Source organism: Burkholderia arboris, assembly GCF_038723655.1.
GTDB classification, from domain to species: domain Bacteria; phylum Pseudomonadota; class Gammaproteobacteria; order Burkholderiales; family Burkholderiaceae; genus Burkholderia; species Burkholderia arboris.
On sequence record NZ_CP109821.1, the window covers coordinates 1,679,782 to 1,699,385 of the forward strand.

Consider the following 19,604-nt stretch of genomic DNA (forward strand, 5'->3'; position numbering starts at 1 on the left):
GACTGCCGTTTGCCGGATGACTCTCATGACCGATTCCACTTCCGCTGCCGTTTCCGCCGAATCCGCCCAGCCCGATGTGCGTGCGTATGTCGCGAACCGCATCGGCTTTCTCGAACTGAACCGGCCGAAGGCGCTGAACGCGCTGTCGGTCGGCATGATCCGGCTGATGCAGCAGGCGCTCGATGCGTGGCGCGACGATCCCGATGTCGTCGCGGTCGTCGTGCACAGCCCGCACCCGCGCGCGTTCTGCGCGGGCGGCGACGTGCGCTTCTTCCACGATGCATGGCAGCGCGGTGACCGCGACGCGGTCGACACGTTCTTCATCGAGGAATACACGCTGAACCATGCGATCTTTACCTATCCGAAGCCGTACATCGCGCTGATGCACGGTGTCGTGATGGGGGGCGGCATGGGCATTTCTCAGGCGGCCCGACATACGGGCGGCCTGCGCGTCGTGACCGACTCGACGAAGATGGCGATGCCCGAAACGCGCATTGGCCTGTTCCCGGACGTCGGGATGAGCTGGTTTCTCGCGCGCACGCCCGGTGCGCTGGGCCGCTATCTCGCGGTGACCGGTGCGGCGCTCGGCGCAGCCGACGCACTGTACGCGCAACTCGCCGACGTCTATCTCCCCGATGCCGCGCTGCCGGCGTTGCTCGACACGCTGCGCAGCGCGCCGATCGACAGCGGCGCGCAGGCCGTCACCTGCGTCGCGGATGCAGCGGCCGCGCACAAGGTCGTGCCGACGCCCGACACGTCGGCGCTGGCCGATGCGCGCGCCGGGATCGACCGGCATTTTGCGCAGCCCGACCTCAACGCGATCCTCGCGTCGCTCGACGCGGAGCAGGATTGCGCGGCCGTCGACGGGTGGGTCGAGAAGGCGACGCACACGATGCGTGAGCAACTGTCGCCGTTGTCGATGGCCGTGTCGCTCGAAGTCGTCGAACGCGCGCGCGGCGCGACGATGGCCGATTGCCTGCGACGCGATCTCGATCTCACGCGCTCGACGTTCGCGCGCGGCGACGTGATCGAAGGCGTGCGCGCGCTGATCGTCGACAAGGATCACCAGCCCGTGTGGCGCTTCAAGTCGGCGGCCGATGTTCAGCGCGCAGACGTGGCGGCGATGTTCGACAGCCCGTGGACGCCCGATACGCATCCGCTGCGGAAGCTGAAGGACTGACGTCGGCCGGGCTGACCGGCACGCGAGACGGAAACGAAAAGGCCGCCTGCAGATGCAGGCGGCCTTTTTTTGCGGAGGTCGACCGGTCCGCGGCCGAAGGGCTTGGTGCCCGTGCGAGCGTTATTCGTCGCCCGCGTTGTCGGACATGAACGCACGCATGAACACGAGCGCGCCGAAGCCCCATACCGCATTCGCCGCGAAGCCGGCCGCGAGCACGGGCATCATGTTGCCCGACGGCCAGATGCCGCGCAGCGGATCGATCGCGAACACGCGGGCGGCCGTCAGCACGATGCCGCCGAACACGAGCGCGCCGATCCACGAGGCCTCGCGCTCAGGCGATACGCGCAGCAGCCACGCCATCGGGATGGCACAGCACGCGCTGATCAGCGCATTCGCGACAAATTCAGGAATGCCGAGCGGCGCGAACGGCTGCGTCGAGAAGCCGGTTGCGGCGATCAGATCGGCCGTGTGAAGGAGGGCGAGCGTCGCCTCGCGGAAGAACAGGGCGGCCAGGAAGCCGGACAGGAATGGCAGGATGACTTTCTGCATCGATGAGTGCACCGCAGGCGCGCACGGCCGAGGCCGTACACGCGGAGTTATTCGGATAGGTGCGTCATTATAGGGCCCGGCCGCGGCGATATTCGCTCCAGCGTCGTGCTAATCAGGAAAGCGGAAAACCTAAGCTCAAAAAAATCGTTCCAAAGCCCTGCACCGATCCCTAGACTGATTTCCCAGAAACAGCCGTGCAATCGCGTCCTCGCCCGCTGCACGGCCTGACCGGCGAGCCATCCCGATTCGAACGCACACCATGCATGCGCCGCGCATCCGCGACGCGAGCAGGGCGATGTTTTTTCAAAATTTCGGCAGTGACAGTCAAGCAGGAGCAGCAGATGAACGTGTTCTGGTTTATTCCCACGCATGGCGACAGCCGCTATCTCGGCACGGCCGAAGGCGCGCGCGCCGCGGATTACGACTACTTCAAGCAGGTCGCGGTAGCGGCCGACACGCTTGGCTACGACGGCGTGCTGCTGCCGACCGGCCGCTCCTGCGAGGATGCGTGGGTCGTCGCGTCGAGCCTTATTCCGGCGACGCAACGCCTGAAATTCCTGGTCGCCGTGCGCCCCGGCATCGCGTCGCCGGGCCTCGCGGCGCGGATGGCCGCGACGTTCGACCGCCTGTCGGGCGGCCGCCTGCTGATCAACGTCGTGACGGGGGGCGATGCGGCCGAGCTCGAAGGCGACGGCCTGTTTGCCGATCACGACACCCGCTACGAGATCACCGACGATTTTCTGAACATCTGGCGCGGGCTGCTGGCCGCATCGCACGACAACGGCGGCTTCGATTACATCGGCAAGCACCTGCAGTCGAAAGGCGGCAAGGCGCTTTATCCGCCCGTGCAGCGTCCGCATCCGCCGCTGTGGTTCGGCGGTTCGTCGCCGGCCGCCCACGCGATTGCCGCCGATCACATCGATACCTATCTGACCTGGGGCGAGCCGCCCGAGGCCGTCGCGAAGAAGATCGCCGACATCCGGGCCCGCGCCGAAGCGCGCGGTCGCAAGATCAAGTTCGGCATCCGCCTGCACGTGATCGTGCGCGAGACCGAGGACGAAGCATGGCGTGACGCCGAACGCCTGATCAGCCGTCTCGACGACGACACGATCGCGCGGGCGCAGCAGGCGTTCGCGAACATGGATTCGGAAGGCCAGCGCCGGATGGCGGCGCTGCACGGCGGCAAGCGCGGCGGTCGCGATGCGCTCGAGGTGTATCCGAACCTGTGGGCCGGCGTCGGCCTCGTGCGCGGCGGTGCCGGCACGGCGCTCGTCGGCAATCCCGAGCAGGTCGCGGAACGCATGCGCGAATACGCGGATCTGGGCATCGAGACGTTTATCCTGTCCGGCTATCCGCACCTCGAGGAGTCGTATCGCTTCGCCGAGCTCGTGTTCCCGCTGATCAAGGGCAAGGGCGCAGAGAAGGCGACCGGCCCGCTGTCGGGGCCGTTCGGCGAGATCGTCGGCAACAGCTATCTGCCGAAGGCGAGCCAGAGCTGAGCGTGAGGAGGCCTGCGATGACAACGAAAACGTCGACGACGGGCGCCGTCGTGGCGGCCCGCGCGTGGCGCGGCGTCGCGCCGTGGCTCGTGCCGCTCGCGCTGCTGGTGGTATGGGAGGTCGGTGCGCGCACCGGCTGGCTGTCGACGCGCGTGCTGCCCGAGCCGGTTGCGGTCGTGCGCGCGGCCTGGTCGCTCGTGACGTCGGGCGAAATGTGGGCGAACGTGAAGGTCAGCACGTGGCGCGCGTTGTTCGGTTTCGCGCTCGGCGGCGGCGTCGGCCTCGCGCTGGGGCTCGCGACCGGCCTGTCGAAAGCGGCCGAAGTGGCGCTCGATTCGACGATCCAGATGATCCGCAACATCCCGGCGCTCGCGATGATTCCGCTCGTGATCCTGTGGTTCGGCATCGACGAGAAGGCGAAGCTGTTCCTCGTTGCGCTCGGCGTGTTCTTCCCGGTCTACATCAATACGTATCACGGGATCCGCTCGGTCGACGCGAACCTGATCGAGATGGCGAAGAGCTACGGCGTGCGCGGTTTCGCGTTGTACCGCGACGTGATCCTGCCCGGCGCGTTGCCGTCGATCCTCGTTGGCGTGCGCTTCGCGCTCGGGCTGATGTGGGTGATGCTGATCGTCGCGGAAACGATCTCCGCGCAGTCGGGCATCGGCTACATGACGATGAACGCGCGTGAATTCCTGCAAACCGACGTGGTGGTGGTCGGCATCCTGCTGTACGCGGTGCTCGGCAAGCTGGCCGATGTGCTGGCGAAATGGCTCGAGCGCGTGACGCTGCGCTGGCACCCCGCGTATCAATCTGGAGCAAAGGCATGAATGCGACGACTTCGGCGGCCGCCTACGGCCCGCTCGCCGGCGCAGACCTCGAGGTCGAGCTGGCGCAGGCGCGCGTCACGGACGGCGACGCGCGTGACGCGGCGATCCTCGAACGTGACGGCGGCGCATCGGTCGTGCCGCTTGCGCGGCGGCGCGCGGGCAGCCCGGCGCCCGACGACGCGGTGACGCTGTCGGGCGTCAGCAAGCGGTTCGGCGCCCGCACGGTGCTTGACGACGTCGAGCTCGGCATCGCACGCGGCAGCTTTGTCGCGATCGTCGGCCGCAGCGGCTGCGGGAAATCGACGCTGTTGCGTCTCGTCGCGGGACTCGAGCAGCCGAGCAGCGGCGCGCTCGTGACGCGCGGCGAGGGCGGCGGCGTGCTCGATACGCGGATCATGTACCAGGATGCTCGCCTGCTGCCGTGGAAAACGGTGCTGCAGAACGTGATGCTGGGCCTCGGGCGCGGTGCACGCGACCAGGCGCGTGCGGTGCTCGATGAAGTCGGCCTGCTGGAGCGCGCGAACGACTGGCCCGCGCAACTGTCGGGCGGCCAGCGGCAGCGCGTCGCGCTGGCCCGGGCGCTCGTGCACAGGCCGCAACTGCTGTTGCTCGACGAGCCGCTCGGCGCGCTCGACGCGCTGACCCGCATCGAGATGCATGCGCTGATCGAGCGGTTGTGGCGCGAGCACCGGTTCACAGCGCTGCTCGTCACGCACGACGTGCAGGAGGCCGTCGCGCTCGGCGACCGCATCCTGCTGATCGAGCAGGGGCGTGTGGCTCTCGACCAGCCGGTGCCGCTCGACCGGCCGCGTGCCCGCGCGTCGGCCGCATTTGCGGCGCTGGAGGATCGCGTGCTGAAGCGCGTGCTCGCCGGCGGCCCTGGCGCGGCCGATCAGTACACGGAGCATGAAGCAGACAACGTTCGACCGGTCGGGCAGATCCGCTGGGCCGTTTAATTCCGGGCGGCTCCGGCCGCCCGTTCTGAGACTTTTTTCTTCGGAGCGATCATCCCGATGAGCATCACTGCAATCAACGTACGTAATCAGTTCAAGGGCAAGGTGAAGGAGATCATTCGCGGCTCCGTGGTGTCCGAGGTCGACGTCGAGACGCCGTTCGGCATCGTCACGTCGGTAATCACGACCCGTTCGGTCGACGAACTCGAACTGAAGGTCGGCGCGGAAGTCGTCGCGCTCGTGAAGTCGACGGAAGTTTCGATCGCGCGTCTCTGAGCGCGCATGTCCTGCGCCGGTGCGGTGTCGGCGGGCGGTGTGCCCGTTGACGCCGCACCGGCATTTCATCGGCGCGTTTGCCTCGGTATTCGACCTCCGGACGAAGTGCTAGGATGGAGCGACACCGACGCCGGAGGCCAACGCATGACCCCCATCCTTTCCCCCGAAGCCATCGAGGCGCTGAAGTGGATCGACCAGTTCGGCGAAAGCCGGCCGGTTCCCGCCGCGTTCGACGACGTCGTCTATGCGTTGCTGAACGAGGGGCTGATCTATCAGGCGACGGCCGACCGGGTCGACCTGACGGCCGATGGCAAATCCTTTTTGTCCAACGAATACGATTGAGCGCACGGCGCCGGCTGCACAGGCGGCCTGGCGCCGCGTCGCCACGGAGCGTGCGATGGAACCGAGAGGCAGCGACCTCGGCGATTTCAGCGAGCCGTACCGCGGTTTCGAGATCGAGGTCAAGACCGAGCAGGTCTGGGATGGCGAGCATGCGCACTACCGCGTGCTGCAGGGCGATGCCGTGCGGATCGACTGGCGGCTCGTCAAGGTCGACGGGATGTTGCTGACCGAGCGGCGCGTGCTCGAGCGCGTGTTCGACGAGGCGCGCCGGGCGGTCGATGCGGAGCTGGGCGACGCGTAGCGCGCTCGCCGGGCAGGCACGGCCCGTATTGCGGTAAAATATCCGGTTGTTTCCGCGCCGCCTGGCCTGTTGCCCGATTTCCATGTCCGTTCCGTCCTCGCTTCCTCCCCGCCGCGTCTCCGTCGCGCCCATGCTCGACTGGACCGACCGTCATTGCCGATCGTTCCACCGTACGCTGACGCGCAATACGTGGCTGTATACGGAGATGATCACGACGGGCGCGCTGCTGTTCGGCGATGCCCAGCGGCATCTCGCGTTCACGCCGAGCGAATCGCCGATCGCGCTGCAACTGGGCGGCAGCGAGCGTGACGATCTCGCGCGCGCCGCGAAACTCGGCGAGCAGTGGGGCTACGACGAAATCAACCTGAATTGCGGATGCCCGTCCGAGCGCGTGCAGCGCGGCGCGTTCGGCGCGTGCCTGATGAACGAACCGCAACTCGTCGCCGACGGCGTGAAGGCGATGCGCGACGCGGTGTCGGTGCCGGTGACGGTCAAGCACCGGATCGGCGTCGACGCGGTCGAGGATTACGCGTTCGTGCGAGATTTCGTCGGCACGGTGGCCGAAGCCGGTTGCGAAACGTTCGTCGTGCATGCGCGCAACGCGATCCTGAAGGGGCTGTCGCCGAAGGAGAATCGCGAGATTCCGCCGCTCAAGTACGACTATGCGTATCGGTTGAAGCGCGATTTTCCGTCTCTGGAGATCGTGATCAACGGTGGCATCACGACGCTCGACGAAGTCGCGCAGCATCTCGAGCACGTCGATGGCGTGATGCTGGGCCGCGAGGCGTATCACAACCCGTTTGTGCTGGCCGAAGTCGATACGCGCTTCTACGGATCGACCGCTGCGGTGCCGACGCGCGAAGAGGCCGAAGCGCAACTGATCGAATACTGCGCGGCGGAACTGAAGCGCGGGACTTACCTCGGTGCGATCGTGCGTCACGCGCTCGGGCTGTATCGCGGCATGCCGGGCGCGCGTGGCTGGCGTCGCGTGCTGTCCGACAACAAGAAGCTCGCACGCGGCGATCTGGCCGTGTTCGACGAGGCGCGCGCGCATCTGATCGAAGCCGAAGAAATTTTTGAAAAAAAGGCTTTGCAAGATTCAAAAGACTTCGTATAATCTTGTTCTTCGCTGCTGAAACAAAACAGCGAAGAGAAGCAAGCAGTATCAGTGGTGGCTGTAGCTCAGTTGGTAGAGTCCAGGATTGTGATTCCTGTCGTCGTGGGTTCGAGTCCCATCAGCCACCCCACAGAATTCCAAGCAGTATCAAGCAGTTAGAAACGGCACTGAGATTTTATCCAGTGCCGTTTTTGTTTTGAAATTCCCAAATTGGGAATTACATTCCTCTCCGTTTTACGATCTTCGTTCGATCGTAGACGCGCGCCGTCGTTGCCGGATTCGCGTGCAGATCCGGTAATGCGCCGCGTTCCGCCTTATGCCGCGTCACGTAATAGGCGCGAAGGTCGTGAAACGTGAACCGCCTTCCGATCTTCTTCAGCTCGAGCGCCTTGCTCATCAGCTTCGACCATTCGGTCTTGAACCCGGCCGGCGTGTAGTGCGTTGCGTACCGGTTCGAGAACACGTACAGGCAGTCGTCCTTGCGAGCCGCGCGCAGTCGCTCGATCAGCTCCGTCAGCGCCGGCGTGATCTCGATATGCTCGATCACCTCGCCGCGCTTCTTGCCGCGCTGCTTCGCGCGCTTCACGCGGATCTCGCCTGCGGCTTCGTCGATCTGCGGCCACGCGAGATCGAGGAACTCGACCTTCCGATTGCCGGCGAGCGCGGCATACTCAGCGGCCATGCCGATGACTGCCTTCTGTCCGCCGAGCGATGCTACCCAGGCGGCGAATGCCCGGAAGTCTTCCGGATCCGGCGCTTCGGTACGCGGCTGTTCTTCGTTGCGGCGGACCTCGCGGCAGGGGTTGTGCTTCGCTTCGCCGCGGTCGATCGCCAGGCCGATCAAGTTCGAGAGCAGGGCGGCCTCACGGTTCGCGCGCACGGGCGCGGCGGCGCGCTCGACGCGCAGGTAGCGCGAGACGTGTGTCGCGTCGATGTCGGCCGCACGCATATCGCCGAACGTTTCGAGCAGTGGCCCGCTGCATTGCTTATAGTCGTCGCGGGTGTACTGCGAATAGCGCTTCCATCCGGGCGTCTCCTGAAACATTTCCCAGAGCCGCGCGATCGTGCCAATGTCATCGCCGGCGCCGAGCATGTCGAGCACCTTGCGGATCGCGATCAGCCGGTCCTGGCCAAGGTTGATCGGCTTCTTGCCGACAGGGTGGTAGCGGTACGTGAAGCCTTCCTTCCGTTTCCGCGCCTCCATGCGCGGCAGGAGGCCGTCACGTTCCCGGTGCTTCTTCATGCTGCGACTCTCCATTTCGGCTGCGTGCGCGGCGTCGCATCGGTGCGCGGCTGGTTGACCTGCTCCCATGTCAGCATGGGATGACCATCCGCCTTTCGCGGCGCATCGATGCCGAGCGCATTCTTGATCCAGCGCGCCTGCGCTGCTCCCTGTTTCAGGCCGCCCGTCAGTTCAACGAGCTCTGCGTTCGTCACGATAGACATGTCACTCTCCCGCGCGTGCGGCATTGATGGCTGCCTTGCCCAGATCGGTGTTGAAGTAGCAAACGGCGGGGAACTGGCCGACGTCGGCGCATGAGCAGCAGGGAGTGCATGGCTCGTCGACCTTACGTTCTTCGATCAGGCCGCACTGCTCTGCGTACCGCTGCAGAGCGTCGCCGTCGACGTCGCCCGGATATCCGTCGTTTCGGTGATCCTTCAGGACCAGCCCGGCGAAGCGCTTCAGTTGGTCGATGGAGGATGCAGGAAGAGCCGATTCAGCGCGTTCGAGTCGGTCGAGCAACGCAAGGATCGTCGCCGGCTTCGCGGCTCGGAAATATGCCTCGGCTGCGCCCGGCTCGGTGCCGACGCCATAAAACTGCACGCCGATCGCGACATGGTCGTAATTGCAGTAATCCGATTCGAACGGAAGACAGCCTTCGCCTTCGCACGCAGGGCATGTGATATAGCTGCCATCGGGCCGGCTTTCGATTCGTTCTGCACCGTCAATGTCCTGCGGCGTAGCTGCGAGCGCCGCCTGTTTCAGCGTCGTTAAGTGCTCTACCGTCAGCGCAGCAGCGCGGCTATTTTCAGTGGTCATGAGGTGGTCCTCGATTACGCCGCGACGTGCGCGAGCTGCTGTTCATGAGAGAAGTTCGCGCGGATCAGCGCGGTTGCAACGTCGGGGCATACGCTGTTACCGATCATGCGCACCTGCGCCGATTTAGACAGCGGCGCGCGCTTCCAGACGACCGGCGCATGTGCTCCCTTGCGCGTGCGCTGCATTGCCTTCTGATTGCGCCGGAGTTCTACCATCGGGTCGAGCACGTAGCTGTCGGGGAAGCCTTGCGCGCGGGCCAGCTCGCGCGGCGTCAGCATGCGCATGCCGATGTCGACGATCGCGTAATCCTCGCCGTGGATCGTGACCAGGCCGATACGGTCGCGGGTCGGGATCGTGTGCATCGGCTCACGCGCGTCCTGCCACTGGCCGCCTTCGCCGTAGTACTTGATCAGGAACGCGCGCACCTCGGCGTGATGCGTGCCGCCAGCGCTGATCGTGTGCAGCGGTTCGTCGGCCGGCTGCCCGTCGCGGCTCGTGCCGCGCAGCTTCACAAGGTTCGACGTGACCAGGTGATGGTGGTCCTGCGTCGTGATCGTGCTGATCGATGCGTCGAGCGCTGAGCCCGGCGACTCATGGCCGCCGTAGTGCTTCGCGAGGAACGCGGTCACGGCGGCATGCTTCGCCGCGCCAGCGACGATGGTGCCGAGCGGCTTGTCGAGGCCCGGAACGCGCGGCGCCTGGCCGGGCCGTTCACCGTAGCCGGTCTGGATCAGCGTAGCGGCAACGACACCCATTGCGTGCGCGGCACCGGCCGGCCGCGCACAATCGCCGCCAGCGGTGACCGTGTGGAGCGGTGCGTCGGCGGCGCTCCCGATACTGTTCGCGCGGAACTTCGTGACATGCGGCACGCAGACGGCGAAGCTACCGCCCTTCGGGTGCGCGGTGACGGTGCGCAGGGGCTCATCACCGGCGTGCACGCTGTCGCGGCCGTTGTAGTGCGCGATCGGCACGATGAACGGCTCTGCGCTGTTCACGACGAACTTCATGATGCCGCGTGCGATGCGGCGCAGTGTCGCGTCCTTCAGCGGCCGCGCCCGCTCGAAGATTGACGGGCAGGGAATCGACCAGTCGATGCAGTCGGCCGCGGTGCGCCACGGCTGCAGCTTGCCGGCGCGCACGGCCGCGCTCTTCGGATCGCCGTGCGTCGGCGTCGGCCAGGCGATCGGAAGCCCGTCGCGCCGCGCGACCAGGAACAGGCGCTTGCGGATCGTCGGCGCGCCGAAGTCGCACGCGCGCAGCTCGCAGTGCTCGACGTGGTAACCGTGGCGTGCGAGGGCGTTCACGAACGAGCGGAACGTGCGGCCGCGATTCTTCGGACACGGCCGGCCGTCGGCGCCAAGCGGGCCCCACGTCACGAATTCCTCGACGTTCTCCAGCATGATCACGCGCGGCTTCACGGTCGCGGCCCACCGGAGGGCAATCCACGCAAGCCCGCGGATCTTCTTCGACACGGGCTTGCCGCCCTTCGCCTTGCTGAAGTGCTTGCAGTCAGGCGACAGCCAGACGAGGCCGACCGGCTGGTTGCCGGTGATCGCGACCGGATCGACGTCGAACACGCTTTCGCAGTAGTGTTTAGTATGCGGATGATTAGCAGCGTGCATCGCGAGCGCTTCGGGATCGTGGTTGATCGCGATGTTGACCGGCCGGCCGAACGCGCGTTCGAGGCCGGTGCTGGCGCCGCCACCACCGGCGAAGTTGTCGACGATCAGTTCGCTGCCGAGATCGAGCGGAAGAGTGATCATGTCGCGCTTCATGCGTGGGAGCTCCGATAGGTTTTTGTCAGATCGCAGTCGATGGCTTTGCCGTGCGACCGGAGAAGATTGGCCAGTTGGACGCGGTCCTGATGGCTGGCGGTTGCCTGGCGCAGCAGCCCGAAATACGAATTCGCGACTGGCATCAGGTCGGCAACTGGCGTCTCGGAGACGCGGCGCAATGCTTCGTTGCGCGTGCGCTTCCGCGTCTCACGGCGCCACGGCTTGATGACCTGGCCGACGAAGTCGATGCCGCGGTCGATCGGCTGCAGGATGGTCTTGCGTGGGTTGATCTGCGCGCCGAGCTGCGCCGGTAGGAAGGCGGTGACGTCGGCGAGGATCGCGTTCAGGCGCGTAGGCGACTCGTGCAGGAACACGAAATCGTCGACGTACCGGATGTAGTGCCGCGCGCCGAACACGTGCTTCGCGCGCTGATCGAGCACGTCGAGGTACACGTTCGCGAAGAACTGGCTCGACAGGTTGCCGATCGGCAGGCCGAGGTGGTCGGCTTGTTCCATCAGGCGCTTGTGCGGCGGCACGAGCTGCATCATCGCCGGGTCGCCGTGGTATTCGAAGTCGGCCCGTGGATCGTGCATCAGCACGCGCTCGGTCAGCGCGCGCCAGAAGGGCTCGGAGATCTTCGCGAGCAGCAGGTCGAGCAGGATCCGCTTGTCGATGCTGACGAAGAAGTTCGCGAGATCGCACTTCAGATAGAACGCGCGCTTCGACCAGTTCTGCGTGATCGAACGCACCTTCGATTCGAGGCGCTGCGCGGCGTACAGGGTGCCGCGCCCCTTGATGCAGGCGCACGAGTCGGCGATGAACGACCGCTCGAAGCGCGGGCCGATCCGGTTGTAAAGCAGGTGGTGCACAATGCGATCGCGAAACGCTGCCGCCCAAACCTCGCGCGGCTTCGGTCTCGTGATGACGAAGCACTTCGAGCGGCCAGGCGTGTAGCTGCCGTCGACCAGCTCGTCGTACAGTCGGCGCAGGTTGCGTTCGAGCCGCATTTCGAACGCAAGCGCTGCATTGCTGTTTCGCTTCGTTCGCCGGCAGTCGAGATACGCTTCGACCAGCTCGGCGAACGAAAGTGGCCCTCGATCTGCGGACGGCGCGGGCGCGCAACTCGTTGTTCTGGTGGTTGTTGTTCTGGTTGCCATTGTTGAAGTTCTGGTACCACGCCCAGCCGGAGGTATCGTGCGATCTACGTCGCTCGGCCGATTGCTCAGCCGGGAAACTGCGCTGGACCTTTCCGCACGCCGGCGGCCGGTTTCCTCATTGCGCATGGCGGTGGCCTTGTGGGCCAGCGGCACGACCAGATTGATATATCGCTCAGCCGCGAAGGCCTTGACCTTAGCGGAGCGGGCGACGGTTTGCGGCGTTTTTCCAGCCGTTGGCCTGCTTTCCGATGCTCGTCGTTTTCTCGACGGCGCCCGCGTACCCGTCACGGGCGATCAAGCGCTTGTCCATGCTGAGACGAAGAAGCAGCTCGATCACCTGCAGGCGCTCGAGCAATTCGACGAGGTGCGGCGCTTTGTCGGCCGCGACGTTCGCGCGGAACACCAGCACCATGATCTCGATGCACTCCGCGCTGATCTTCTCGCCGATGCTGCGCTTGAAGTCGCGGGGCATGTTCTTGACCAGGGTGGTGACGTCATCGAGCAGCCCGTAGGCCGCTCGATATATCGGGAGTTGGTTGTGCAGAGCCACGGTGGGTCAAATGATCAAAAGACTGAAGGGATAAATCTGCGGACGGCGCGGGCGCGCAACTCGCTGCACTGGTGGTAGCTGAGCTGGGTGCCATTGTAGAAGATCTGGCACCACGCCCAGCCGGAGTTGGATTCGTGACGCTCGCCGGACCAGTACCAGGTCGACTCGAATTCCCCCTTCAGGTTGGCGAACAGGAGCGACTGTTCGCGCCGCGTCGGCAGTTCGCCGCCGCGCTCGGCTGCCCACGCCTTCGCCGCTTCCCAGTCCAGATCCTCGGCATCGCCAGGCAAAAGGATCAGGTAGTGGCTCAGCGAGCCGTCCTCGAGGAGGATCTGCCCGGCGATGCGCTCGCCAGCGGCCAGCGGGATCGTCACCGCGTCGACGTGGTACTCGGTTGCTCGCGGCTGCTTCTTGAACTCGTCGATCATCGCGCCGATGCGCGCGTGATCTGCTTCGAGCTGTTCCAGCGTGATCGTCATTGCATGCTCCGTTGGGAAATGGACGAAGGGTTAAATGGGCAATCTGCGGACGGCGCGGGCGCGCAACTCGCAGTTCTGGCGGCTGCCGTCCTGGTGGCCAACGTCGAAGTACTGGAACCACGCCCAGCCGGAGTAGCCGGGATCGGTGTCGGGCTGGTTCGACCAGTAGGCAGCCTGCTCGAACAGGTCGCGGTGCTGCTCGTATGCAATCACGAGCTCGGCCCGCGTCGGCAGATCACCGCCGATGCTCTTGGCCCACTCCATCTGCTCCTGCCACGAGGCACGACCGTTGTCGCCGGGAAGGAGGATCGTGTGCGTGACATCGCCGTTCTTGTCGACAAAGCCGCCGAGGTAGATCTCGCCTTCAGCGAGCGTGGGAAGCTGGATCTGCATGGTTTCTCCGGAAAAGAGAAGGGCGCCGATCGGCGCCCTTCGAATGCCGCGCGGACCGAGGTAAGCCGCGCGGGATAGGCTCTGTTGAATCAGCGAGGCATCCACTGCGTCCCGCGCACGATCCGGCCGACCGGTTCGAGCACGAGCACCTCCGATTCCTGTTCACTGCGTACGAGCGCGCTGCCGCGTTGCTGCGCTTTCTCGAGCGACGTGTGACGCTTCGGTTTGCATTTGCGACCGACCGTCACGAACAGCGGCGCATGTGCGCCGACCGGGCCCAGCGTCAGCTCGTCGATCCGTGCCTCGAGCGTCGCGGCGTTCGCGCGCCAGGTGTCGGCCTTCAACTGCGCGGCGTCGCGCTCGGCGGTGAGGCGGTCGATGTCGGCCAGCAGGTCGCAGATGCGGACTTCGGCGTCGACAACACCGACCGCTGCGGGCGGCAGGTTCGCGACAGCCTCGGCCAGCGAAGCCGGAGCGGCCGGGGGCGTGTTGCCGCCCTGCGGTGCGGGCTTCGCCGCACCCGCGAGCCAGTACACGTATTCGTTGCCGCCGCCCGCGCGCTTCTCGCGCTCGACCGTGCCGACGCCGGTCATTTTGTGCAGGGCCTTCGTGATGTCGATCTGGGGGAGGCCGACCGCATTGGCGATCGCCTTCGCCGTGGCCTCGCGCACGTCGCCGAGGTGCTTCTCGATCACTTCGATCATGCTGCCTTCTCCTTCAGACGCTTGATCATGGCGTTCACCTCGGCCTCGAACTGCAGCAGGCCGGGCAGCAGCACGCCGTCGATGTACGCGTCGTCGCGCAGCACGATCTGCGTGTAGAGGCTGTACGGCTCGGGCACGCGCGGGTCGTACGACGCGAACAGCCACCAGCGACGCCCGGTGACGAGCATGCCGCCTTGCACCTGGTCGACGTGGTCGGCCGGCATGCCGTTCAGCAGCGTGTTGATGTGCACGGCCTCATCCATCGGGCATTTCGATTCATAGCCGCCGTCGTCGCTGATCAGACCGTCCGGCGACGCGCCGAGGAACTCGTATCGCGGGTGCGTGAAGAAGCCGCCGGGCGCGATGATGTAGCCGGTCGTGAGCTCGGCCTGCTCGCGACCGAAAGGCTCGACTTCCTCGCCCCATTTCGTCGCGCGGCCGCCGACCTCGTGCGTCGACGTCGCGGCGAGCCGCTCGAACACGATCTCGCGCATGTACTTGTCGCGCGCGCCGGTGGACTGGCGCGGCTTCGGCTGGCCCTTCTTAGGGCCGGTTTTGTACACGTCGCCGGGCTCGCCGCCCGTGAACGCGATCGCGTCCGCGAAGCGGCTTGCCGTGATTCGGCCGGCGCGCGCCGCGTACCAGGCATCGGTTCGCTGGTCTATGCTCGTTCTCATGCGGCGCTCCATTGCTCGTCGGTGAGCTCGGGCCGCGGATCGACGTATCCGTCGACGCGGCAGCGCTGCTTCGGCAGCAGGATGGACGGGTGAGCCTTCGGCCGAACCTCAGCGCAGCGCGGACATGGCACGCAATACTTCGCGCGCAGAGCCTTACGGTGGTCACCCATCGCGCGATAGATCTCGACGGCTTCACTCATCGTCGCCGCCCGGTTCGCGTTCGGACTGCTCGCCGTCGGCGCCGCCCTTGGCTTCCGGATCCACCTCGTGGCCCTCTGCCTGAGGCGTCGCGTCCGTCGCAGCCAGCTTCTTCAGCCGGTTGAGCTCGTCGGTGCCGATAGCCTTGCGGTCTTCCTTCGTGAGCTTGGCCCACGATTCGGCGAGCGCGTCAGAGCCGTATTGGTTCGCGACGTTCTCGAGCTGCTTGATGATGTCGGCGTGCTGGTCGTTGCGCTCGACGCGCGTACTGTCGGCCGCCTGCCGCGCGATCTGCGTCGGCGTTGCGCGCGGCGTGCTGATCGGCTGGCCGGTTCCGTAGTCGATGCCGTCCTGCAGCTCGTCGGGCGTATACACGCCGAGGATGACGTCCGGTGCGTGCAATCGGCCCCAGCGCTTTGCGGCGAGATAGGCGAGCTGCTGACGCGGATCGGCTTCCCAGTTCGGGGAGTTCCGCACCTTGCCGACCTGCGCCATCGACACACGAAGCACACGCGGCTCGGTCTCGCCTTTGACAGTGGCCCAGACTTCGGCCCAATGGGAGGCATTGTTGTCGGTCTTGCCGACAACGCCGTCCCAGTTGTCCGACCAGGCATAGTTGAGGCGTGTCGCGAGCGCCGGCGACGAATTCATCACGGCGATGACGAGCTGCGCCTCATACCCGAGCGTGTCGCCGACAAGGTGCGTTTTCTGCGCGACCGCGAACGGGTTCATGCCCCACTGCATGGCCTGCATGCACACCGCGAAGCAGTCGCCCGGCTTCTGCTGCAGATGCTTCGGGATCGTTGCGCGGCCGCTCGCCATCATGTCGGCGATGCGGAGCATGCGCTCCATCGCGTCATCGCTGAGAACAAGCGACGCCGAGCTGAAGTTCGCCGGTACCGACGTGTTCGGGATCTCGGTGATCGGCGTGATGTTCTCGATCGGGGTGAGGGTGGTCACTTCGGACATTGCGTTTTCTCCATGTGCGCGAGACTCGGCCGCGCGTTGTGGGTGGGTCAGGCTGCTGCGGGTGCGGTTGTAGCGGGAACGTCGTAGAGGAACAGCCAATAGAGGACCGTCGACTGTTCGACGCTGTAGTGCGCGGCGAGCGTCGCGACGATCGCGTCGAGCCCCGGGCCTTGCACGAGGAAATCCTCGCGTTCGCGCTTCGCCTGTTCGCGAGCGGTGGCTTCGTCGCGTTCACGGGCCTCGCGCGCGCGGCGTTCTTCTTCGGCGCGTGCAGCGGCTGCTGCCGCTTCCTCACGCTCACGCTGCTCACGTTCGGCGCGGTCGAGTTCAGCCTGGCGGCGCTCCTGCTCGGCGCGCTGCTCGGCGAGCCGCTTTTCTTCGGCCTGCGTCGCGGCGAGGCGCTCCGCGTCCTCGTGCGCTTGTTGTTCACGACGGGCGGCCTCTTCGAATTCGCGGCGCTCGCGCTCGGCGCGTTCCTGTTCCGCGCGCGCGGCGGCCTCGGCACGCTCGCGCTCGGCGCGGGCCGCGGCTTCGACGCGCTCACGTTCCGCGCGCTCGGCGTCTTCGCGCTGGCGCTGCGCTTCCAGCTCGGCGCGTTCGCGCTTCAGCGCTTCGCGCTCGGCGGCGAGTCGCGCCTGTTCGGCTTCACGTTCGACGGCGGCCGTATGCAGCTCGCGCAGCTTGTCGAGCGTTGCGCCGCGCACGGCCTCGGCCTCCCCGGTCAGCTCGGCGAAGCGGTCGAGGGTGATGCCGAGCGCTTCCAGATCCTCGATCTCCGTTGCGATGACGTACGAGGCGAAGCTGACGGCGCGCACGGCGATCGCGCGGATGTCGTCGATGTGCTCGCGGATCGCCGCGACGCGCCGCTGCTCGGCTTCGATCTTCTGGCGCTTCTCGGCTTCGCGCGCCTCGTCCCACACGTCGCGCATGCCGATCAGGCGCGTTTCTTCCGGTTCGATCAGCGCGACGAGGCGGTCTTCCTCGGCGATCACTGCCTTCGAGAATTTCGTCGCGTCGTCGCGTGCATCCTTGCCGACCTTGCGGATCGACGTGCGCGCGGTGCGTAGCAGCATCGCCGCGGCATGGCACTGATCGCGGCCAGCCGCGTTCTTGATCTCGACGATGTCGTTCGATTTCGCGACCAGCGCGAGCATTTCCTTCTCGCGCTCGCTCGCGCCGAGCGCGACGGCGGCGCGTTCAACGACGGTCAGTTCGGTGGTGATGGTCATGCGGTCCTCACAGGAATGGATACGACGGACGAGCCGTCCTGATTGAGCGCCGCGATCGCGAGCATGCACACGAAGGCGATGACGATCATCAGTGCGATGGCGCGGACGGGATGGCGCTCGTACAGGCGATCGAGCGCCGCGCAGGCGTGGTCGATCAGCGTCATCCGAGGCTCCGCAGATAGGGGCCGGCGAGCAGCGAGCCATACCAGAGGCCCGCGATCGCAAAGCCATATGCGGCCATCCACGCGCCGGCCTCGGCAGCGCGGCGCATGCGTGGAGCACGCGTGGCGGTGCGCAGAAGCGAGTTGTCGGCCGCCGGGCGATAAATCGAAAGGGCGCGCATCACAGGTTTTCCCCGCAGATGCGCACGTGGCGAAGGGAATCCGGCATCGGCGCCGAGATACCCGCTTTTCCGAGTGCGGCGTCGACAACAGCGCGGATGCCGGATGTGAGCACGGTCTTCGATGCGACTAGGCGCAGCGCAGTCACGAGGTCGGGCGACGCCGCGCACAACTTCGCGTTCGCCCTCGATTCGTCGCTGGTGCCGAGCACGATGCAGATGCGAACGTCGTCGCCGAGCACGACGATGCAGTTGCCGTCGTAGTCGAGGTAATCGCCAGGCTCGCATGCTTCCCACGACCCCGACGTGTGGTTGGTCTGTCCCATGTGGTCTCTCGGTGTGATTGTTGCGGCTCAGCCGCGGTGGTGCTCGTCGTCGTTCCAGTGCTTGAGAGCGAGGGCGATCTCGACGACGAACCAGAAGATCAGGAGGGCGATCGCGCCCACGACGAAGCGGGCCATGTCACGCTCCATGCAGCAGGCGCAGCGCCGGCGCGCCGTGATCGCTGCAGTGGCTGATGCCAGCATTGCCCGGTCCGAGTTCCGCGCCGCATGATGAGCAATACGTCATCGCGAAGCGCGGCGCGACAGCCGAGAGGTCTGCGGCCGCGATGCGGCGCGCGATCTCGGCAGCGCGCGCGGTGACAAGGATTCCCCACACCGCATACACGTCTTCGATGCGCCCGCGCGCCAGCGCAGCATCGATCACCGCGCAGTCAGTCGTCGAGATCTCGAGCGTGTCGAACGTGACGCGCTCGGCGATTTCTTCATTGCGCTCGTCGCGCGCCAGCGCCGCATCGTCGGACGCTGCTTGTTGGCGTTCGGCGCTCGCATCCTTCCGTGCCGGGAGGGTGCGGACGTTTCCGACCGTCGAATTGTTCAGATGCATCGCACCCTCCATGCAGTTGAAATGGATGAAGGGTTAAATGGGCAATCTGCGGACGGCGCGGGCGCGCAACTCGTCGTCCTGGCGGGTGTAGTACTGGCTGCCAGTGGTGAAGTTCTGGTACCACGCCCAGCCGGAGTAGCCCGGGTCGGTATCGGGCTGGTTCGACCAGTAGGCGTCCGGCTGGAACTGATCACGGTGATTCGCCAACAGGAACAGGTGTTCGATGCGCGTCGGCAGGTCGCCGCCAATCGATTTCGCCCATTCCATCTGCGCCTGCCAGGTGGCGTCGTCGTTGTCGCCGGCCAGCAGAATGACGTGATGCAGCTCGCCGGCTGTGTTGGCGACGACGCCGACGTAGATCTCACCTTCGGCGAGCTGGGGAATCGTGGCAGCGGTGGGGGTGGGCATGTTCATGGAAACTCCAGATCGGAAGAACTACTAAGTAAATTGGGATGTTAAACGTCGAATGCTGCTCTCTGCTCCAGCTCTCACCGGTGGCGCCTCGGAGATCGAACCGCCACCGGTCAGAACTGCTTCCACTCGCGCGCCCGGCTACTCCCGGCCGTGCCGGCTCCGGGCCGCGCGAGGTTGTGTGCCGATTACCATGCCATCGGTCACGTGCTGCTGGCTGTCTTGCATCAGGTTCGTTCAGATATCTGTCCGGTAGCCAGCGTCGGCCTAGCGCGGTTCATCTGTCCTGATTCACGACGCTGATCGCGCCGGCAGGGCGAGTCCCGTGAGGGAGGCTCCTGCGTACCTTCGGTTGTTAAAGAGCGGTTCCGCCGGAGCGGTGCAGCGATCAGTGCTGCGATGGACTCCATTAAACACCATGTTTATACGACTGTCAAACGCGGTGTTTATGTTTTTTTGTGTAGGGAAAGCGGGAAGGGTCGGGCGGGCGCAAAAAAGCCCGCGCGCGGCGGGCTTGGATAGGGTGAAGCGGGCGATCGGGCTAGCGGTACTTCCACCAGGTCAGTGCGCGAGCGAACAGGCGAATGCCGACGCCGAGCGCGATTCCCCAGACGGCAAGTCGGCTATGGCCTGGGATCGAATTCATGAAGATGAGAAAGACCGACCCGATGATCACAAGGCTGCCGAACAAAGAGAGCATCTTCGCATCCTTCCCGGTTGCTTGGATCGTTTGATTTTTCATGGTC

At 65.7% G+C, this 19,604-nt stretch carries 28 protein-coding genes and 1 tRNA gene; 9 read left to right on the plus strand and 20 right to left on the minus strand.

Annotation, left to right across the window (positions count from 1 at the left end):
- Positions 1–25 precede the first annotated feature (25 nt).
- The gene (locus tag OHZ10_RS07885; RefSeq protein ID WP_342704213.1) at positions 26–1,180 is read left to right on the plus strand and encodes an enoyl-CoA hydratase/isomerase family protein; all 1,155 of its coding nucleotides are present in this window, start codon (positions 26–28) and stop codon (positions 1,178–1,180) included.
- A 120-nt stretch (positions 1,181–1,300) separates the two neighbouring features.
- Here OHZ10_RS07885 and OHZ10_RS07890 read toward each other — a convergent pair whose 3' ends face one another.
- A complete protein-coding gene (locus OHZ10_RS07890) occupies positions 1,301–1,729 on the minus strand; it encodes a hypothetical protein (protein WP_174386647.1) in 429 nt (142 codons plus the stop codon).
- Between the two features lie 341 nt (positions 1,730–2,070).
- On the opposite strand from OHZ10_RS07890, the gene ssuD reads away from it, so the two are divergent.
- From ssuD to OHZ10_RS07930, 8 genes are all read left to right on the plus strand, one after another.
- Complete coding sequence (gene ssuD, locus OHZ10_RS07895; RefSeq protein ID WP_059234577.1) at positions 2,071–3,228, plus strand: FMNH2-dependent alkanesulfonate monooxygenase; 1,158 nt, start codon at positions 2,071–2,073, stop codon at positions 3,226–3,228.
- Positions 3,229–3,245: 17 nt separating this feature from the next.
- Positions 3,246–4,058, plus strand: a complete 813-nt coding sequence (gene ssuC, locus OHZ10_RS07900; RefSeq protein ID WP_059234575.1) for an aliphatic sulfonate ABC transporter permease SsuC — start codon at positions 3,246–3,248, stop codon at positions 4,056–4,058.
- Positions 4,055–5,014, plus strand: coding sequence for an ATP-binding cassette domain-containing protein (locus tag OHZ10_RS07905; RefSeq protein ID WP_256085932.1), 960 nt, complete (start codon positions 4,055–4,057; stop codon positions 5,012–5,014). The genes ssuC and OHZ10_RS07905 overlap by 4 nt, the downstream gene beginning before the upstream one ends.
- Positions 5,015–5,071: 57 nt before the next feature.
- Positions 5,072–5,287 (plus strand): TOBE domain-containing protein, encoded by a 216-nt coding sequence (locus tag OHZ10_RS07910; protein WP_006476104.1) that lies wholly within the window; start codon positions 5,072–5,074, stop codon positions 5,285–5,287.
- 144 nt (positions 5,288–5,431) lie between these two features.
- Positions 5,432–5,629, plus strand: coding sequence for a hypothetical protein (locus tag OHZ10_RS07915; protein WP_059234572.1), 198 nt, complete (start codon positions 5,432–5,434; stop codon positions 5,627–5,629).
- A 55-nt stretch (positions 5,630–5,684) separates the two neighbouring features.
- Positions 5,685–5,930: a hypothetical protein gene (locus OHZ10_RS07920; RefSeq protein ID WP_174991443.1), complete on the plus strand. Its 246-nt coding sequence runs from the start codon at positions 5,685–5,687 to the stop codon at positions 5,928–5,930.
- Between the two features lie 130 nt (positions 5,931–6,060).
- On the plus strand, positions 6,061–7,047 hold the full coding sequence (dusA, locus tag OHZ10_RS07925; protein WP_059234568.1) for a tRNA dihydrouridine(20/20a) synthase DusA: 987 nt from the start codon (positions 6,061–6,063) through the stop codon (positions 7,045–7,047).
- Between the two features lie 54 nt (positions 7,048–7,101).
- Positions 7,102–7,177 (plus strand) — tRNA-His (locus OHZ10_RS07930).
- 87 nt (positions 7,178–7,264) lie between these two features.
- On the opposite strand, the gene OHZ10_RS07935 is transcribed toward OHZ10_RS07930, so the two are convergent.
- From OHZ10_RS07935 to OHZ10_RS08025, 19 genes are all read right to left on the minus strand, one after another.
- Positions 7,265–8,305: a tyrosine-type recombinase/integrase gene (locus OHZ10_RS07935; RefSeq protein ID WP_342704222.1), complete on the minus strand. Its 1,041-nt coding sequence runs from the start codon at positions 8,303–8,305 to the stop codon at positions 7,265–7,267.
- Positions 8,287–8,493: a DUF4224 domain-containing protein gene (locus OHZ10_RS07940; protein WP_342704224.1), complete on the minus strand. Its 207-nt coding sequence runs from the start codon at positions 8,491–8,493 to the stop codon at positions 8,287–8,289. Before OHZ10_RS07940 ends, OHZ10_RS07935 begins: the two co-directional genes overlap by 19 nt.
- Position 8,494: 1 nt before the next feature.
- Positions 8,495–9,088 (minus strand): hypothetical protein, encoded by a 594-nt coding sequence (locus OHZ10_RS07945; protein WP_342704225.1) that lies wholly within the window; start codon positions 9,086–9,088, stop codon positions 8,495–8,497.
- A gap of 14 nt (positions 9,089–9,102) precedes the next feature.
- Entirely contained in the window at positions 9,103–10,863 is a 1,761-nt protein-coding gene (locus OHZ10_RS07950; protein ID WP_342704226.1) for a DNA cytosine methyltransferase, read from the minus strand.
- Entirely contained in the window at positions 10,860–11,870 is a 1,011-nt protein-coding gene (locus OHZ10_RS07955) for an RNA-directed DNA polymerase (RefSeq protein ID WP_342704385.1), read from the minus strand. The genes OHZ10_RS07950 and OHZ10_RS07955 overlap by 4 nt, the downstream gene beginning before the upstream one ends.
- A gap of 343 nt (positions 11,871–12,213) precedes the next feature.
- On the minus strand, positions 12,214–12,570 hold the full coding sequence (locus OHZ10_RS07960; protein ID WP_124909499.1) for a four helix bundle protein: 357 nt from the start codon (positions 12,568–12,570) through the stop codon (positions 12,214–12,216).
- Between the two features lie 14 nt (positions 12,571–12,584).
- Entirely contained in the window at positions 12,585–13,049 is a 465-nt protein-coding gene (locus OHZ10_RS07965) for a DUF1566 domain-containing protein (protein ID WP_342704227.1), read from the minus strand.
- Positions 13,050–13,079: 30 nt separating this feature from the next.
- Positions 13,080–13,442, minus strand: coding sequence for a DUF1566 domain-containing protein (locus tag OHZ10_RS07970; RefSeq protein WP_342704228.1), 363 nt, complete (start codon positions 13,440–13,442; stop codon positions 13,080–13,082).
- An 89-nt stretch (positions 13,443–13,531) separates the two neighbouring features.
- Positions 13,532–14,146 (minus strand): 1-pyrroline-5-carboxylate dehydrogenase, encoded by a 615-nt coding sequence (locus OHZ10_RS07975; protein ID WP_342704229.1) that lies wholly within the window; start codon positions 14,144–14,146, stop codon positions 13,532–13,534.
- Positions 14,143–14,823, minus strand: a complete 681-nt coding sequence (locus OHZ10_RS07980; RefSeq protein ID WP_342704230.1) for a lambda exonuclease family protein — start codon at positions 14,821–14,823, stop codon at positions 14,143–14,145. The genes OHZ10_RS07975 and OHZ10_RS07980 overlap by 4 nt, the downstream gene beginning before the upstream one ends.
- Positions 14,820–15,023, minus strand: a complete 204-nt coding sequence (locus tag OHZ10_RS07985; RefSeq protein ID WP_342704231.1) for a hypothetical protein — start codon at positions 15,021–15,023, stop codon at positions 14,820–14,822. The genes OHZ10_RS07980 and OHZ10_RS07985 overlap by 4 nt, the downstream gene beginning before the upstream one ends.
- A complete protein-coding gene (locus OHZ10_RS07990; protein ID WP_342704232.1) occupies positions 15,016–15,990 on the minus strand; it encodes a RecT family recombinase in 975 nt (324 codons plus the stop codon). The genes OHZ10_RS07985 and OHZ10_RS07990 overlap by 8 nt, the downstream gene beginning before the upstream one ends.
- A 47-nt stretch (positions 15,991–16,037) precedes the next feature.
- Positions 16,038–17,219 carry a hypothetical protein gene (locus tag OHZ10_RS07995; RefSeq protein WP_342704233.1) on the minus strand — a complete coding sequence of 394 codons (1,182 nt, stop codon included), beginning with the start codon at positions 17,217–17,219 and terminating at the stop codon, positions 16,038–16,040.
- Positions 17,216–17,383, minus strand: coding sequence for a hypothetical protein (locus OHZ10_RS08000; RefSeq protein WP_342704235.1), 168 nt, complete (start codon positions 17,381–17,383; stop codon positions 17,216–17,218). The genes OHZ10_RS07995 and OHZ10_RS08000 overlap by 4 nt, the downstream gene beginning before the upstream one ends.
- Positions 17,380–17,562 carry a hypothetical protein gene (locus tag OHZ10_RS08005; protein WP_342704237.1) on the minus strand — a complete coding sequence of 61 codons (183 nt, stop codon included), beginning with the start codon at positions 17,560–17,562 and terminating at the stop codon, positions 17,380–17,382. The genes OHZ10_RS08000 and OHZ10_RS08005 overlap by 4 nt, the downstream gene beginning before the upstream one ends.
- Entirely contained in the window at positions 17,562–17,885 is a 324-nt protein-coding gene (locus tag OHZ10_RS08010; protein WP_342704239.1) for a hypothetical protein, read from the minus strand. The genes OHZ10_RS08005 and OHZ10_RS08010 overlap by 1 nt, the downstream gene beginning before the upstream one ends.
- A 136-nt stretch (positions 17,886–18,021) precedes the next feature.
- Positions 18,022–18,447 (minus strand): hypothetical protein, encoded by a 426-nt coding sequence (locus tag OHZ10_RS08015; protein WP_342704241.1) that lies wholly within the window; start codon positions 18,445–18,447, stop codon positions 18,022–18,024.
- A gap of 33 nt (positions 18,448–18,480) precedes the next feature.
- Positions 18,481–18,861 (minus strand): DUF1566 domain-containing protein, encoded by a 381-nt coding sequence (locus tag OHZ10_RS08020; protein WP_342704242.1) that lies wholly within the window; start codon positions 18,859–18,861, stop codon positions 18,481–18,483.
- A 538-nt stretch (positions 18,862–19,399) separates the two neighbouring features.
- The gene (locus tag OHZ10_RS08025) at positions 19,400–19,600 is read right to left on the minus strand and encodes a hypothetical protein (RefSeq protein ID WP_342704243.1); all 201 of its coding nucleotides are present in this window, start codon (positions 19,598–19,600) and stop codon (positions 19,400–19,402) included.
- Positions 19,601–19,604 lie beyond the last annotated feature (4 nt).